Source organism: Nonomuraea sp. NPDC047529 (assembly GCF_040642995.1).
GTDB lineage: Bacteria > Actinomycetota > Actinomycetes > Streptosporangiales > Streptosporangiaceae > Nonomuraea.
This window is the reverse complement of the sequence record NZ_JBEYTJ010000069.1, coordinates 24,907-39,662: the sequence shown is the minus strand read 5'-3', so window position 1 is coordinate 39,662 and position 14,756 is coordinate 24,907. Positions and strand designations below refer to the sequence as shown.

Genomic DNA, 14,756 nt, shown 5'->3' with positions numbered 1-14,756 from the left:
TGCGGTCCCTGCCGATGCCCGGAGGGCTGGACGGCTCAGGTCGGATCGCCCGAGCGGATCTCCCCGGGCCTCAGTCGCTGAACCGTTCATGACGTTCACCTTCGCAGACCGCCCTGACACCGGGCCGTCGTCGTGCTGACATGGCCGCTGACACGAGCTGTGCGTCGCCGGGACTCGCCTGTGTTGTGCTGCGTGCACGCCCTCGGAGGCCGCGCACCTGTCGTGCCGGAGTTCACGGAAACGCGAAGCGTGAGCGCGTCAGTTGCCGAACTCCTCGGCGACTTTCTGATGGATGGCCTCCAGCTTGGGGGTGTAGACCCGATAGAAGTCCTTGCCGCACTCCAGATCGTCCAGAATCGCGCGCTTACCCGCCCTCTCCGCGGCGGCGGACTGCGCTAACAGGTCCTCGCCGGATTTCAGCTCCTTGCCGAGGACCCGCTTGGCCGCGTCGACGATGCAGGCGTCCACGGCCTTCCAGTAGCTTGTTCTCTGCGCTGGGGAGAGCTTCGTCCAGATATCCCCGTTGGGGTCGGCCCCTGAGAGGTCGGGCATGAAGTCGGGGGCGTCCGGGCCCTTCAGGTAGACGTACACCGAGAAGACCCCGAAGCCGTACTTCGCCCGCTGGGCCTTCAACGCCTCATAGTCGCCGGCTCTGCGCTTGCGCTCGTCGTCGGTCATGGGATCTTCCGGTGGCACATAGGGGATGTACCTGAAGCCCTTCTGCTTCATGCAGTCCGCCTTGACGGATTCGAACTGGCGCCTCTTCTCCAGTGCCGTCGCGGCCGACTTCGACGGAGTGAAGCGCCTTCCCGGAGGGCTCGGCGTCACCCCCGCAGCCGTCGAGCACGATCGCCGCGGCCATCGCCAAGGCGGTCATTCTGATGGTGTCCATGGTCGGTCTCCCGTATTCAACGTCACGCGCGCACGCGAACGCCGAGGCAGGCGGTGGCCCGCCGGCGCAGCCGGTTCCTGGCCCATCGGCTGGACGGGCTGTCCGACGAGCCCCGGCCGGGCGTGCCGCGCACCATCACCGACGCCCAGGAGGAGGAGGTGGTGGTGCGCACCCTGGAGGAGGTGCCCGAGGGGTCCACGCACTGGTCCAAGCGGGAACTAGCCCGCCGGGTGGGCATCTCGCCGACCAGCGTGGCCGGCATCTGGCGGGCGTTCGGGCTGCAGCCCTGGCGCACCCAGAACTTCAAGATCTCCACCGACCCGCTGCTGATCGACAAGATCCGGGACGTGGTCGGGCTGTATCTGGTCCCACCGGCCCATGCCGCGGTGTTCGCCGTCGACGAGAAACCGCAGATCCAAGCGTTGCAGCGGAGCGCACCGGCACTGCCGATGCCGCCCGGCGTGCCCGAGCGGCGCAGCTTCGACCACGTCCGGCACGGCACCGTGGACCTGTTCGCCGCGCTCAACACCGCCACCGGCAAAGTGATCGGCAAGCTGTCGGCCCGTCACCGTGCCGTCGACTTCCGCGACTTCCTGGACGAGATCGACCGCCAGGTCGAACCGGGCCTGGCGGTCCATCTCATCTGCGACAACTTGTCCACCCACAAGGCGCCGGTGGTGCACGCCTGGCTGCTGGCCCACCCGCGCTTCACGTTGCACTTCACTCCGACCTACTCCTCCTGGATCAACCAGGCGGAGCGTTGGTTCGCCGAACTGGAGCGTCGCTGTCTGGAGCGGGGCAACTTCTGCTCCCTGGACGCTCTCAAGGCCGCGTTGGAGGAGTGGATCAAGGTCTGGAACGAGGACGCCAAGCCGTTCAGGTGGACCAAGACCGCCGACCAGATCCTCGACCGCATCTGCCGCTACTGCGACCGAATCTCAAAAACCGGCTCACTAGGGTGACGCAGCCGTGCGACGCCGGTCCCAACCCTCCCCCGGGACATCGGATCCCGGGACCCCGCGATGGGGACCATCAATCCGGTCGACACCATCCAGCCCACCACGCCGCCCATCTCCTTCGACCTGACCCAGCCGCTTGCCTGCCGGCGCTCTGTGGCCGGTGGGTCGAGCCCGTACCGCGACGTCCTCGAGGTGAAGGTCCACGCCGCCAGCTCATGCAGTGAGGATCACCATCGACCGGCCGTGGAACGGCTCATACGCGCCCATGGCGTGCGGAATCGGCGGACGGCCGTTGTCGATCAGGCCAGGGCTCCGAAGGACAGAGGCGGGGCGCGAGTGGGAACAGCTGCTGGTCAGCCTTCCCGCCGTCCAGGCGGCGGACCTGGCCGGGATCCTCGCTGGGCAGGCGCGCTCGCGTACGTTCCCCGTGCCATCAGCCCCGGCTCAGAACCGGTAACGGAGAATGCGTGCTCCTTGGCGGGACAAGGCCGTGCTACGGGCGGTGAGACGGGTCAGCGCGCGTAGCGGTTGCGGGAACAGGGCTACTTCCGGTGCGCGGTTGAGGATCTGTTCCTCGATCAGTTTGAGGCTGGCGTCCCAGGACTCGGGTTCGTGCGGGTCGTCGAAGCCCCGGGCGGCTTCCATGCCGAGTGTCCTCATGATCGGGTGGTGCTTCATGGCCCAGGCGGCGAGGCGGGTGTAGCCGTTGAGCGCGAGTTCGCCCGAAGGGAAGTGGCCGGCCAGCTCGCGGACCAGGGCCTGGAAGGAGTCGCCGGGCATGAAGGGGAGCAGCCCTTCGGCGACGATCATCGCCGGGCGGTCATCGGGGATGGCCGTGAGCCAGTCGGAGCGGGTGAGGTTGGCTCCGACGAGGTGGGAGCGGCCGTGCAGGAGTGCGGATCGCAGACTCACCACTGCGGGAAAGTCGACGTCGTACCAGTCGACGCCCGGCGGCGGATCGCAGCGCCGCATCCTGGTGTCCAGGCCGCAGCCCAGGTCGAGCACCACGCATCCGGGGTGAGCGGCGACGAAGGCCCGGACGGCGTCGTCCAGCTTCCTGGAGCGCAGGGCCGTGGTGACGACGACGTTGGTCTTGACCTTCAGCTTGCCGAAGTCATAGTCGATTCTGCCGGCCAGGTCGGCGGAGAGCGTGTCGCCGAGGATCGGGCGGGGCAGTTCGGCGTCCCGGGCTCTGGCGTGGAGCGTGAGCAGGAGCGTTTCCTGGATCAGCCCGAGGTCGGGTTGCCAGCGGTACATGGTGATTCCTTAACGGCGTAACGGATGGCGGGCTGCGGAGTTCTGTGGCCATGTCGGGGAGTCGCGGCCGGCCTTGATGCGCTCGGTGCGGTGTCCCTCGCCGCCCGCGATGTCGAGCCCCAGCGCTTTCGGAGGTGTGGCAGCGTTGCTGCGACGCCGCGCGGGTGTCGTCCCGCCGCGTCCATGCACCCGGCCATGGCGGGGATCTCTGGCCCGCCTCCGGCCCCGGCGCGTTTCGTCAGTACATGAGGATCCACAGTTCGAGGTACGGGTCTCCCCACTTCACCGGGAACTCGACGCACTGGTGACCGCGGCCGGTCCGGGGGCACCTGTCGTACATGTCCATGCTGTAGTAGCGCGCGGCGCTCTCCCGGTGCGGTCCCATGGCCGAGGACGTCGCGGCCGACGCCGGCGACCCAAAGACCGCGCTTCCACGAGCCACGGGTTCTCCGATCGTTGTGAGGCGAGCCGAAATGTCGCTGTCGACCCTCACATGATCGACCTCTTCATGTCGTTGGCACTGAACGCACGCTTCCTTCGACATCAACGCAATGTGGAGTTCCCGTAGCACTGACCGAGGGATTCAGGGCGTGCTGTCCGGAACATCATTCGCCGCCGTCTTCGCCCTCTTCACCAGAGCCTCTCCCCGCACGGAGAGCCGGTGGCCGACTTCCAGGCTCTCGGTCAGGCTGCGGCCTTTGAGTGTGCGGACGTCCCGTTTGAGGGCCTGGGTGTCGCGCCCGAGGTGCTGGGCGAGCTCGGCGGCGGCGGTCGCGGGCAGTTCGTGGATGAGGCGGAGCAGGTCGTGGGTCCAGGGGCCGCGGCGGGCGGCCTTATCGATGCCGGCCAGGCGGCGCTGTATTTTCGGCCGCCTGTTCGGCGTGCAGGTCGCTGCGTTCACGGAGCGCTGTCCGGGGGCCGGGCCGGCTATGCGCAGGCTGATCCGGTAGAGCTGTCCGTCGGGCCGCCGGGCCAGTTCCTTCCACAGGTCGTCGGGCGTGGCGTAGCCCGGGCGCCGGAGGTCCTGCGCGGTCACCTGGGCCTCGGTGATCTCCTCCACCGTGTCGATCGCCACGATGCCGACGGCGGTGCGCAGCAGGCTGCCCGGACGCACGGCGTTGCGCTGCCAGCGGCGGAAGGCCAGCGTGAGGGTCCCGTCCGCGATGCGCTCAAGGTCTCGGCGCTTGAACAGCATGGGAATCAGGCTAACGGCGGGTGCCTCCCGGCGACGTCGGCGCGGTGCGCCGAACGCCATGGCGGAGGTCGGGCTGTGCGGGTGTGATCCGTCGGTTGCCGGTGCCTGCAGCAGGTCTGGGAACCGTGTCGTAGCGCCGGGTGCGTGCGGCCGCCGGTGAGCGCGGTGGCGAGCTTGTCCATGGCGGACGTCGCGGACGGGCTCGTGGTGGGGCCGAGCGCGGTGAGGCTGGCCATCAGGGTGGCGATCTCGCGGAGGTCGAAGGCGATGGCGGGGATGCGGTGGTGCCGGTTGATGGCCACTCCTCCGCCGCGGCCGGTGGTGACGTCGATGGGGACGCCCGACTGTCGTAGCCGTTCGATGTCACGGGCGATGGTGCGTGCGGAGACGCCGAAGTCGCGGGCGAGGGTGCCGACGGTGATCCGATCGGCGGCGGCGTGGAGCCGTTCGATGAGGTGTTGCCGGCGCTCGACACGGCGGATCGTCAGGTGATTGTCGCGCGAGGCAACGGACTTTGCGGACGACTTCATGGCGAAGGATCGTAACCAGGACACAAGCTTGTCCAGGTTCGTCGCTAGCGTGACACCTCATGAGCATGACCACCGTCGTGCACGCATTCTTCGACCGATACGCTCGCGCCCTGCTCGCCCGGGACGAGAAGACCATGGCCGACATGTACGCGATACCGTCGTTGATCCTGTCCCCCCGGCCATCCCATCGCCGTGCCGGACGCCGGACAGAGCGAGGAGTTCTTCGCCGCCGCCTGAGGTCAGTACGACGGCGTGAACGACCTGGCGGCGGACATCACCCTGGTCGCCGAGACGGCGCACAGCGCCTGGGCCGACGTCACCTGGCGCCATGACGGAGCCGCCACCCAACGCCACCTCCATCAACTCATCGACACGGGGCGCAATGGAAGATCGCCGTACTGACGCCCCTCGGCCGATGAGCGCTCCGGCCTTCAGGATCGAGCCCGCGTCGGCGGACCACTTCGACGACGTCTCGATCATGCTCGCCCCCACAAGGCCGGGCACGACCGCCTGCTGGTGCCTGAGCCATCGCATCGACCCCGCGGTCAACCGCGAACTCGGCCCTGACGCACGGCCAGGCTACATGCGACGCCTGTGCCGGCAGCCCGTCGCGCCGGGCGTCCTGGCCCATGACGTCGATGAGGTCGTCGGCTGGGCCAGTGTCGCGCCCCGCGCCGGGGTGTACTCCATCGCTCGCAACAGCAGGATCCCCAAGCTCGACGACGACCTCGCGATCTGGTCGATCTGGTGTCTCAAGGTCCGCGCCGGCCACTGCGGCCGGGGGTGGCGAAGGCGCTGATCGACGGCGCAGCCAGGTTCGCGCGCGGGCACGGCGCCGCGGCCGTCGAGGGCTACCCGGTCGACAACACCGGCAAGAAGATCGACACCATGCTGGCGTTCGTCGGTACGCGGTCTCTGTCCGAGTCCGCCGGCTTCGTCACGATCGCCGATACCGGATCGACGGCCGCCGGAGTGCCCCGCATCGTCATGCGACTCGCCGATTGAGGCCGAGCGGCAGCCGGCAGAGCTGATGATCCGTTGTTGCTCGACGAGCCGCTGGTCGGGATCTTAGGGCGCCACGTCGCGGGGGTCGCCGAAGCCCTCGTTGGCGGGAGCTCTGATCGTCTTGATGGCCGGCACGACCTTGCGCACCCTCTGACTGGAAGGCTTGGAAAACCCAGCAGGCGGCAGCCTGATGAAGTCGGGGCTGGTTAGCCAGGGGTAGAGCCCGCCCATCATCATGACCGCCACCGATCCGCCGGGACCGTCTCCAGCCAGTCGCCCTCGGCGAGTACCGCGCGACAACCCCTACGGCCGTCCGTGAAGATCAGGCTTCTGATCCAACCTGATCATCACGAGCGGTCGTTCTCACGTGCGGGCAGTTACAGCACCGCGATCATGGACACGTGCCGTCACAGCATCCTGCTCTTTTGCGCCAGAACCGCCTTCACGCAACGCCCGGCTGTGGTGGCGCGGACGAATAGCACCAGGAATTGCCATAGAAGGTGTCAGCGCTGTCGCCGTCCGACCCGCCGTCGTTGTCAGCCATCCAGAACCATTTGTGCAATCCCCGATAGGCGTCGTAAAGGGAGCCGTTGACGTAGTGGTTACCGGTGTTGTGGGAGTGGCCGTACGCCCGCTGTTTGGGGTCCCCGCCGGGGCTGTCGTTGATGTAGATCGGATCCGCGCTGCACCGGGTGTCCGCGTGCGCCGCTGTTGCGCCGCCCGCGACGACCATGGTCCCTGCGAGGGATACGGCCGCGGCCCCGAGGGCACCCCACCGCCTGAGTCTTCTTGTCATTCCCGTTCCCCTCATCCCATGAAATTCGTGGCGTCGAATCCCGTTCGCTGGGATCCGACGTGCGCAGCCTAGTTGCGGTCGATCATGAAAGTCGTCAGCGCGGCGCGCACTGTGTCTTGGCAATGAGCGCACGACAGCGGACGGCGAGTTCGCCACAGCGCGATGGCGTTCGAGCCGGTTGATGCCGCTCTCCACGACGTGGCGCTGCCGGTAGAGGGCCGGCCTGACCGGCGGCCGGCAGCCGGGGAGGTCTCGACGTCATCGTCGCGCGTGGCTGTCGTCCGCCTCTGGTGTGGCGCGGGTCAGGGCCTCGTGCCGATAGTCCTTGGGCGACAGGCCGTACTTGGCCCGGAAGGATTTGCTGAGGTCGGCGGCGCGGGTGAATCCCCAGCGGGCGGCGATGGCGTGGATGGGCTGCCCGGCCAGGCGGGGATCGGCCAGGTCGGCGCGGCAGTGCTCCAGACGGCGGCGGCGGATCCACTCTGTCAGCGTTGTGCCTTGACGCTGGAACAGCAGTTGCAGGTAGCGCACGGAGATGTGGTGCCGGTGGGCGATCGCGCGGGGTGTCAGGTCGGCGTCGGCGAGGTTGTGCTCGACGAACGCCCGGATGCGCGCCACCAGGGCGAACTGCCGGGTCTCGGGGGGCAGGCGGTCCTGTGCGTTCAGCCGGTGGGCGAGGAAGGCCAGGGCCAGGTCCAGCGTGGCGGCACCGAGCCGCCGTACCTCGGGTAAGGACATGGACCGCGCCTCGCGCACCAGCGTCTTGAGGTAGCCGGCCAGGATCGCGTCGACGCCGCCGTTCGCGGGCATCGCGTGGGCCAGGAGCGCGTCGACCTTGCCGGACGGCAGGGGCAGCTCGGATTTGGGCAGATGCACGATGATCGCCCGTGCCGGCCCCGGCCCGTCGAACGCGCCGCCCTGGTACGGGTGGGAGGTGTCCCACATCACCAGATCGCCGGCCCCCATCCGGGTGTCGTTGCCGCCCTGGGAGATCCACATCGTGCTTCCCACGATCAGGGCGAGCTCGTACCTCTCGGGGTCGGAGCGGCGGATCAGCGCGGGTGTGCGCACGGAGCTGAGCGCGGGGAACGACATGGTCGTCACCTGGACGGTGTCCAGGTCGATCGCCCCGGCCGACGCCCGGAAGTCGGCGGCGTGGTCGCTGGTGATCTGGATGGGCGCCACGTCGTGGCTGATCAGGTCGCACCACCAGTCGAATCGCTGGTCGGGCGGCAGGTCCGTGCTGTGCAGGGTGACGATTCCCAATTTCACCTCTCATGACATGATCTCGAGCGTTCGAGACATACTCGGATGTGACGAGAAGCCAGGCCGATGCGCCCCGCCGACCACATCATCGGCCATCCTGAGGCCGAGCCGGCCGACCGCAGCGGGGTGCGTGCCGGCGACCGTGCCGGTGACCGTGCCGCTGTCCGTACCGCCGTTGCCCAGGAGCGGTCGAGTGCCGGGTCATCCGGTGGTGGCCTGGCGCCACGGGGTCCGTTCGGCGACGTGTCGGCGGAGGGCGCGGGCCTGCCGGGGCAGGTTCCAGGTCAGGGCGCCGATGACGTGGCCGTCCCTGCCGTACAGGCCGGCGAACCGGCCGGTGGCGGGGTCCCCGGCGACGACCTGGAACCGGGCGTCGCCGCCGGTGACGCCGTGGACCTGGATCTTCACGTCGTACTGGTCGGTCCAGAAGTAGGGCACGGGTGCGAAGGGTGCCTGGCCGCCGAGGAGCGTCCAGGCTGCGGCCGTGCCCCGTTGGCGTTCAGCCGGTGTTCGACGCGCAGGCGGCCGAAGCCGGGGTGCCGCCAGGAGGCGACGTCGCCGGCGGCGACCACGCCGGGTGCGGCCCGGCACCCCGTTCACCCGGCCGTCGTGGCCGGTCAGGCCGGTGACCAGGGTGCCGGGACGCAGACGGACGCCGTGCCTGGCGTGCAATCCGGCCAGCAGCCGCGCCACCCGGTCGCCGAGCCGGTCGATCAACGGCGCGGGGAGCGGATCGACCAGGGTGACGTCCAGGCCGAGCTGCCGGGCGGCGGCGGCGACCTCCGTACCAAGGAACCCCGCGCCGACGACGACCACCGACCGCCTGAGCGCGGGCGGCGTGGGCGAAGCGGGTATGCGTCGGCGAGGCGCTGACCGACGACGGGGCCGACTGGTTGTGGCCCACTTGGTCAGGACGGATCGGCGCGGCAGGTGAGATCGTCGGCGGGCAGGGTGCCGCTGGCGAAGTAGGTGTTCACGGCCGTCTCCACGCAGGTGTTGGGCAGGCGGCCGAAGACGCCGTGCATACGCACGTCCCGTACGGTGACCAGGCGTGCGGCGGGCATCGCCCGACGCAGGTTCACGCCCTCCTGGTAGACCGTGCGGGTGTCGCCGGTGGCCTGGACGATCAGTGCGGGGACGTCGTTGCCAACCTTGGTCGCGGGCTCGCGGGGGGTGGGCCAGAAGGCGCAGGCGGTGATGTTGTTCGCATACGGTCCGAACACCGGCTGGGTGGCCCGGCTGCGCTGGATGGCGCGCCAGTACCGCTCGGGGTCGCGTGGCACTGCCGCATCGCCGCAGATGACGGCGGCCTGGCTGGAGTAGCCCTGCGGCTTGCCGTACAGCGTGAACTGCAGTTCCTGTTCGAAGTCGTCGCTCGGGCGGACCGGCTTGCCCTCGGCGGCTTCGGCGAGCAGCCGCACCCGCGCGGCCAGACGGGCGTTCTCCCTGGCGTCGGGCAGCAGGGTGAAGATGACCATGGGCAGGAAACGTTCGTCGACGAGATGTTCCCCGATGCGGATCGGGGCCTTGACCAAGCTCTCGACGCGGGCCCGCACCTGGCGTGCCGTCGCGCCGAGGTGGTATTCGGGGTCGCGCTTGGCGGTCCAGGCGGCCCAGTCGTCGAGCGCGGCCTCGTTGGCCGGTCCGCTGTTCCTGATCGACCCGGCCATGTACTGGGCCGGATCGATCGCGCTGTCCAGTACGAAGCGGTCGCTGCGCTGCGGGAACATCTGGGTGAAGACCGCGCCGAGGTAAGTGCCGTAGGACATGCCGAAGTAGGAGATCTTCGCCTCGCCGAGGGCGGCGCGGATGACGTCCATGTCCCGCGCGGTGTTCCGGGTGGTGATGTGGGCGATCCGGTCGCCTTCCCGCTGCGCGCACCGCTGCGCGAGATCGGCCTGCGTCTGTACGGCCCGGCGGAAGCTCGCCCGGGTCGGCCCGGCGGACCAGAGCATGTGCCCGATCGGCCAGCCGCAGTCGACCGGTGCGCTCCTGCCGACGCCGCGTGGATCCATGCCGATCAGGTCGTAGCGGGAGGTGACCTCGGGGGTCATCCGCTGGCTGATGTAGCCCATGAAGTTCAGGCCCGCACCGCCGGGACCACCGGGGTTGGACAGCATGACGCCGCGCCGCTTGCCCGGGTCGGTGGCCTTGATGCGGGAGATCGCGACCTTGATCGTCTTGCCCTGCGGCTTGAAGTAGTCCAGCGGGACCGTGATCTCGGCGCATTGGGCGCCCACATGGTCCAGGAGGGGGTCGCCGCAGGCCGCCCATTCGACGGGCTGGTCGTAGAAGCGGGTCAGGGCAGTGGTCGTGGGGCCTGGCAGGAGCGTGGCTCCCGTCAGCACTATGCCGACTAGGGCATGGGGGAGATTCATGTGGGACGTCCTTCATCGGGAATGCAAGCAACCATAGTTGACTAAATCCGGGATAGTCAACCCGAGTTGCTTATACGGCGAAGGCGGTCAGCGCGGGAGGAGTGGAAGAGAACCATTCCCAGAGCAAGATCGAACAGATTCAACGCCTGGACGCCTGCACGATGAGCAACTCGTGTTGACTGACGCAGCCCCGTGGTCGTGGTCAACGTCAGCCCCGGGGAGGTGACCGTCGTTCCGCTGCCCCGCCTGACGGCGGAGGCGGCCGACGCCCAGGTGGCCGGCCTCACCAAGGCGATCGACGCGCTCGGTGGGACTAGGACCAGCGAGTGGGCAGGGCTGGGGCTGCCGCACAGCAGCTGGGTCAGGTAACTGAATGGACCGGCCGAGTCGTCGAAGCGAAGGGGTTGCAGACCACGGTCCCGTTGGCGGGTGAACCCGCCGGTGCCAGCGCACGGGCGCGGCAGGCCGCGCGCGGCACGGGATCGGCGTGATAGTCCGGGTGGCCGGTGAGGAACGCGCAGGCCGAGTCCATCGCTTGCCGGTACAGGGCATCGGCCAGCGCGAAGTCATCGGGGCCGAGTTGGCGGCGCAGATCGGCTCGGAACCTGGTCAGCCCGCTGTCCGGCAGCGGCGGCAGCGGCGTGGCGAGCGCCTCGGTGACCACAGCGGTGTCGGTGGACAAGTTGGAGCATCGCATCGGGCGCGATGGCGGTTCGGGCCGCACCAGGCGGCGCGCGCGGGCCTGCTCGAACAACGGTCATGGGCTGCCGCCGAGTTTGCTGAACACCCACTCCAGCACCTTGCGGTCGACACGCGGCTGATCGAAGAGCGTCAGCGCCTCCACAGCCAGACACGTGATGGTCACCCACATCCGGAAGTTGCCATGGGCCGCGCGAGTGTCGACGAAGGCCAGATCTGCAGGGTCGACCTGCGCCCAGACCGGATGGAAGGCGGAGATGACGGTCGCGACCTCCTCGCGCGACAGCCGCTGGAGCTCCTGCCAGATCGTCACCCGCGAGGCCAGCATCGGCTTGCTGCGCAGCACCTTGTAGCAATTGTGGCCGCCGACGAACACCAGGACGATCTTCGTCTCCCTGTCGTCCCACAAAAAGCGCCACAGCTCGAAGCACTCAGCCGACAACCACTGGGCCTCATCACACACCAAAACCCGGAACTCGCCGCGCAACTGCTGAAGGATCAGCCGGTCGAACTGGCCGGCACGGCGCGGCACCGGCCCGGCCATGCCCAGCGACTCGAAAAGCGCCTCGCGGATATCACGCAGGTAGGGGTGGGCGCGAAAACGCACCCAGAACGTGCTCACCGGTGCAAGCTCCCGCAGCACGCCGCGGGTCAGGAACGTCTTGCCGACACCCGCCTCCCCGTACAGGCACAACCTGCCCTGAAGTTTGATCACCTGGGCGAGGTTCTCCTTGGTGATCAACGCGTCGCCGGTGACCACCGAACGGGCGCCGGGCAGCCGCATGTGATGATCGTCAGGTTCGTCGTTCGACCAGATCCGCTCCACGCTCATCCTCCTGCCGCATCGCCGGTCGACGGGTCTTCTGCGTGTTCGCCGGGCCGGACCCAACCGGCGACAGGCGGCGGCAGCGGGAGGCCGGAGGGGCGGGGCAGGTGACGCGGCAGCTGGTGGTAGGAGGCGTCCAGTTCGGCTTGGGCCTCGGCCGTGGTCTGCGTCTGCAGCGGCTGCGGTGCCCGGGCCTCGGTGACAGCGGCATAGCGTGGGCGGCGCTTCTTGGCGGCCGCCTTCAGCAGGCGCTCCCGCTCCTGCTGGGCCTGTCGGCGCGCGGCCATGACCTCGGCCTGCTGCTGCGCGGTGGCCGCATCGGCCAGGAACGCCGGCCCCAGGTGGGCGCCGGTGCGGGCGTCGAACAGCTGTTCCTGTGTTCCCTGCCGCGCTATCTCCATCAGCCCACGCTCCGGGGGAAGGTCCTCGGTCCAGACGAACCGCGGGTGCGGCTTTCGCTCCGTGCGGCCTTCCTCATATCCGGCGCGGATCCATCGCCACAGGGTCCGCTCGCTGATCCCCATGCAGGAGCTCAGCAGGCGGACGTGCGCAGTGGTGAGCTCCTGACGCTCATCGAAGGCCAGAAGGCGGCGCATGGCGGGACCGCGGAGTTGATGGAGACTCCCCCATTCGAGGTGTCGACGTGTTCCCGCGATGCCGCTCCCTCGCGCCGGCGGTGAGCACGCGTGCAGACGCGCTACCGCACTGGACAGTTCGGTCACATGCGCCACCATCCCGGATGGTAACTCTAGCAATCCAGACGATTCCATACCGTAACGATCGAAGCCAGGAAACTGGGACGGTGAGGAAATGCCCGACTACCCAGGGTCGCTCGCCTCGCGCTTGGCCGCCCGTTCCTCCATCCCGATGCCAGAATCGACTCCTATGAAGCGCCACCTGGGCTTACTGACAACCCGATGCGAATCGGTACTGGCAGAAGAATGAGAACTCTCATGCTCAGGAACATGAGCGAGCGACTGAAGAACTTCCGCGACCACGTCAACGAGCTGTTCAGCACCCCTGAGGCCCTCTTCATCCCGCACGAGGTCGCCACCGGCGACGACGAGGATGGCACCAACGCTGAGGGCCTGCCCTGGGACTTCGACACCCGGCAATTCCGGAAAACCCTCGCCTGGCACATCGCTCACCAGCCCTTCGGAATTGTGGCTGGCGCCCGGCAATATCAACATGCCTGGAACAGCATGTTCGAAGGCTATGCGGGCACCTCAGCGTCCGGGTTCGCCACCGAAGTCGCCGCGGAGGAGGCCGTCACGAAGCTTGACTATCTCGAAGATCTTTATCGGGACTGGAACGATGGCGGCCGCGCCAGCGGCGGTGCGGCCCAGCGCATCGACGCCGAGTTCGACCGGATCCGGCGCGAGCTCGGCGACCTGCCCGGCGTCGTGGCCAGCCCGTCCCGGCTGCGCACGATGCTGCGCCACCTCACCAAGGTGCTGCACCCGGGCGTGCTCAACGACTGCTTCTTCCAGCCTGCCATCGCCGTCTGCGCCAAGCGGGCGAAGCCGCTCGGCCGGCCCGAGATCAGCGACGGCGCCGTCACCGTCACCAACATCTGCCTCGAGGCGGGCGTGTCCCGCGCTTCCTACTACCGCTCGCCGGTCGCCGCGGTGGTCAAGGAGCTCCTGGCGGCTCCGGCGGTCGCCCGGCCCGAAGTCGAGGAGCTGCGCGCGGAGATCGCACGGTTGAAGAAAGCCGAGCGGAAGCTGCGGTCGGAGAAGGCCGAGGAGCTCCGCGAGCTGGCCGACACGGTGAACACCTACGCCAATCACATTCAGGTGCTCACGCTACGCAACGCTGAGCTGGAAGAGGAGAATCGGCTCCTGCGCGAGAAGCTAGAGCGCACCACGGACAACATCACCCGGCTGAACAGGGGCTGAGCCAACAGCGCCACCGCGACCTGCTCGGGTGCCCGGTGAGACCTCAATGCCTTACAGCAACATTCCACTTACAAAAAGTGACTGATCCCTTGGGCGATGAGACCATCGCATTGACTTTCTGTAGTCGATCAGTTACAAAAGGAGGATGTGTTGTTGACGACACACCGAAGCCGCACGGCGCGCGGCCTCATCAGGACCGCCCTGGCCGCAGCCCTGCTGCTCTGCTCCTGGGCGATGAGCGGCCTGACCACCGCAGCCACCGCCAACAGCGCCCAAGCCGCGGCCATCCCGTCGGGCATCTACCGGATCACCAACACGGCCTCGTACAGCTCGGTGCGGGCCTACAACGCAGGTGGGGAGGTCTTCGTCTCCAGCACCCGGGAGTACCCAGGCCCGTTCGAGCAGTGGAAAATCACCCGCAGCGGAGACGGATACACGATCCAGAACGTCGGCCTCAACGGCTACGCCGCAGTGCGGTGGACAGAGGAGGGGGCATCGGTCATCACCAACAACGACGCCATGGTCTGGACCATCGCGCCGGCCGGCAGCTACACCTGGGTCATCACGGCTCCCTACCGTGACCTGCTCTGGAACGTCGAGCCTCCGGTGATCCCGCGGGGCGACGTGCGACTGCGCCCTGCAGACGGATCCGGCACCCAGCTCTGGCGCTTCGAGTTCGTGTCTGAATGAACCATCCACGCATCCTGCCCTGACCACCTGGGACACGAGTTCCCCGTCGGGGCACCCCTGGCCGTCGCCACGATCTGTCATCCGGCTTCCAGCCGCTCCCGGACGAGCACCGGCCTGCCCCTTCATGCGAGGGGGCAGCAGGCCACCGCCGCGCGGGCAGCCCTACAGGTCGGTCATACCTGAGTGGCTGTCTTTGAACCGCACCATCTGTGTTAGCGATCTTTCTCCGGACCGCGGCGGGGCTTGTGGCGGCTGGCACGCGTGCCCACGGGAGCAGCGGGTCGCGCGGTGTCGAGTCGGTGGCTGGGTGTCCGGTATTGGACAGCGGTTGTACCTGGTGGGTGTCGGCAGACGGCGGAGGATGA

General features: G+C 68.4%; 18 protein-coding genes. 6 read left to right on the top strand and 12 right to left on the bottom strand.

The genetic code is table 11. The features are described 5' to 3' along the window. Positions 1-258: 258 nt before the first annotated feature. Complete coding sequence (locus ABZ815_RS50830) at positions 259-729, bottom strand: hypothetical protein (RefSeq protein WP_357710208.1); 471 nt, start codon at positions 727-729, stop codon at positions 259-261. A 177-nt stretch (positions 730-906) separates the two neighbouring features. Between ABZ815_RS50830 and ABZ815_RS50825 the strand changes: the two genes are divergently transcribed. Further along, positions 907-1,854, top strand: a complete 948-nt coding sequence (locus ABZ815_RS50825) for an IS630 family transposase (RefSeq protein ID WP_357710212.1) — start codon at positions 907-909, stop codon at positions 1,852-1,854. Positions 1,855-2,295: 441 nt separating this feature from the next. Here ABZ815_RS50825 and ABZ815_RS50820 read toward each other — a convergent pair whose 3' ends face one another. The 4 genes from ABZ815_RS50820 to ABZ815_RS50805 all read right to left on the bottom strand — a co-directional run bounded on the left by ABZ815_RS50820 (position 2,296) and on the right by ABZ815_RS50805 (position 4,833). Next, entirely contained in the window at positions 2,296-3,108 is an 813-nt protein-coding gene (locus ABZ815_RS50820) for a class I SAM-dependent methyltransferase (RefSeq protein ID WP_352365484.1), read from the bottom strand. Positions 3,109-3,346: 238 nt separating this feature from the next. Then, positions 3,347-3,493, bottom strand: coding sequence for a hypothetical protein (locus ABZ815_RS50815; protein WP_352365486.1), 147 nt, complete (start codon positions 3,491-3,493; stop codon positions 3,347-3,349). A gap of 198 nt (positions 3,494-3,691) precedes the next feature. After that, positions 3,692-4,303: a hypothetical protein gene (locus tag ABZ815_RS50810; RefSeq protein WP_357710206.1), complete on the bottom strand. Its 612-nt coding sequence runs from the start codon at positions 4,301-4,303 to the stop codon at positions 3,692-3,694. A gap of 5 nt (positions 4,304-4,308) precedes the next feature. Continuing rightward, positions 4,309-4,833 (bottom strand): HTH domain-containing protein, encoded by a 525-nt coding sequence (locus tag ABZ815_RS50805; protein ID WP_357710204.1) that lies wholly within the window; start codon positions 4,831-4,833, stop codon positions 4,309-4,311. A gap of 415 nt (positions 4,834-5,248) precedes the next feature. On the opposite strand from ABZ815_RS50805, the gene ABZ815_RS50800 reads away from it, so the two are divergent. Both ABZ815_RS50800 and ABZ815_RS50795 read left to right on the top strand, forming a co-directional pair. Further along, on the top strand, positions 5,249-5,632 hold the full coding sequence (locus tag ABZ815_RS50800; protein ID WP_357710202.1) for a hypothetical protein: 384 nt from the start codon (positions 5,249-5,251) through the stop codon (positions 5,630-5,632). After that, complete coding sequence (locus ABZ815_RS50795; protein WP_357710200.1) at positions 5,617-5,838, top strand: hypothetical protein; 222 nt, start codon at positions 5,617-5,619, stop codon at positions 5,836-5,838. Before ABZ815_RS50800 ends, ABZ815_RS50795 begins: the two co-directional genes overlap by 16 nt. 442 nt (positions 5,839-6,280) lie before the next feature. On the opposite strand, the gene ABZ815_RS50790 is transcribed toward ABZ815_RS50795, so the two are convergent. The 4 genes from ABZ815_RS50790 to ABZ815_RS50775 form a co-directional block, all read right to left on the bottom strand. Then, positions 6,281-6,634 carry a hypothetical protein gene (locus tag ABZ815_RS50790; protein ID WP_357710198.1) on the bottom strand — a complete coding sequence of 118 codons (354 nt, stop codon included), beginning with the start codon at positions 6,632-6,634 and terminating at the stop codon, positions 6,281-6,283. 258 nt (positions 6,635-6,892) lie between these two features. Continuing rightward, complete coding sequence (locus ABZ815_RS50785; RefSeq protein ID WP_352365498.1) at positions 6,893-7,906, bottom strand: helix-turn-helix domain-containing protein; 1,014 nt, start codon at positions 7,904-7,906, stop codon at positions 6,893-6,895. 195 nt (positions 7,907-8,101) lie between these two features. Continuing rightward, the gene (locus tag ABZ815_RS50780; RefSeq protein WP_357710210.1) at positions 8,102-8,755 is read right to left on the bottom strand and encodes an oxidoreductase C-terminal domain-containing protein; all 654 of its coding nucleotides are present in this window, start codon (positions 8,753-8,755) and stop codon (positions 8,102-8,104) included. 53 nt (positions 8,756-8,808) lie between these two features. Continuing rightward, the gene (locus ABZ815_RS50775) at positions 8,809-10,278 is read right to left on the bottom strand and encodes an alpha/beta hydrolase (RefSeq protein WP_357710196.1); all 1,470 of its coding nucleotides are present in this window, start codon (positions 10,276-10,278) and stop codon (positions 8,809-8,811) included. Positions 10,279-10,476: 198 nt separating this feature from the next. On the opposite strand from ABZ815_RS50775, the gene ABZ815_RS50770 reads away from it, so the two are divergent. Further along, positions 10,477-10,647, top strand: a complete 171-nt coding sequence (locus ABZ815_RS50770; RefSeq protein ID WP_357710193.1) for a hypothetical protein — start codon at positions 10,477-10,479, stop codon at positions 10,645-10,647. Here the strand turns inward: ABZ815_RS50770 and ABZ815_RS50765 are convergent. From ABZ815_RS50765 to ABZ815_RS50755, 3 genes are all read right to left on the bottom strand, one after another. Further along, on the bottom strand, positions 10,640-10,960 hold the full coding sequence (locus ABZ815_RS50765; RefSeq protein ID WP_357710191.1) for a hypothetical protein: 321 nt from the start codon (positions 10,958-10,960) through the stop codon (positions 10,640-10,642). The genes ABZ815_RS50770 and ABZ815_RS50765 overlap by 8 nt on opposite strands. 75 nt (positions 10,961-11,035) lie before the next feature. After that, positions 11,036-11,803 (bottom strand): ATP-binding protein, encoded by a 768-nt coding sequence (locus ABZ815_RS50760; protein ID WP_357710189.1) that lies wholly within the window; start codon positions 11,801-11,803, stop codon positions 11,036-11,038. A gap of 2 nt (positions 11,804-11,805) precedes the next feature. Further along, positions 11,806-12,399, bottom strand: a complete 594-nt coding sequence (locus tag ABZ815_RS50755; RefSeq protein ID WP_357710186.1) for a hypothetical protein — start codon at positions 12,397-12,399, stop codon at positions 11,806-11,808. Between the two features lie 369 nt (positions 12,400-12,768). Here ABZ815_RS50755 and ABZ815_RS50750 point away from each other — a divergent pair, with 369 nt between their 5' ends. Both ABZ815_RS50750 and ABZ815_RS50745 read left to right on the top strand, forming a co-directional pair. Then, a complete protein-coding gene (locus ABZ815_RS50750; RefSeq protein WP_357710184.1) occupies positions 12,769-13,701 on the top strand; it encodes a hypothetical protein in 933 nt (310 codons plus the stop codon). Positions 13,702-13,854: 153 nt separating this feature from the next. Then, on the top strand, positions 13,855-14,391 hold the full coding sequence (locus ABZ815_RS50745) for a hypothetical protein (protein WP_357710181.1): 537 nt from the start codon (positions 13,855-13,857) through the stop codon (positions 14,389-14,391). The last annotated feature ends 365 nt before the right edge of the window (positions 14,392-14,756 follow it).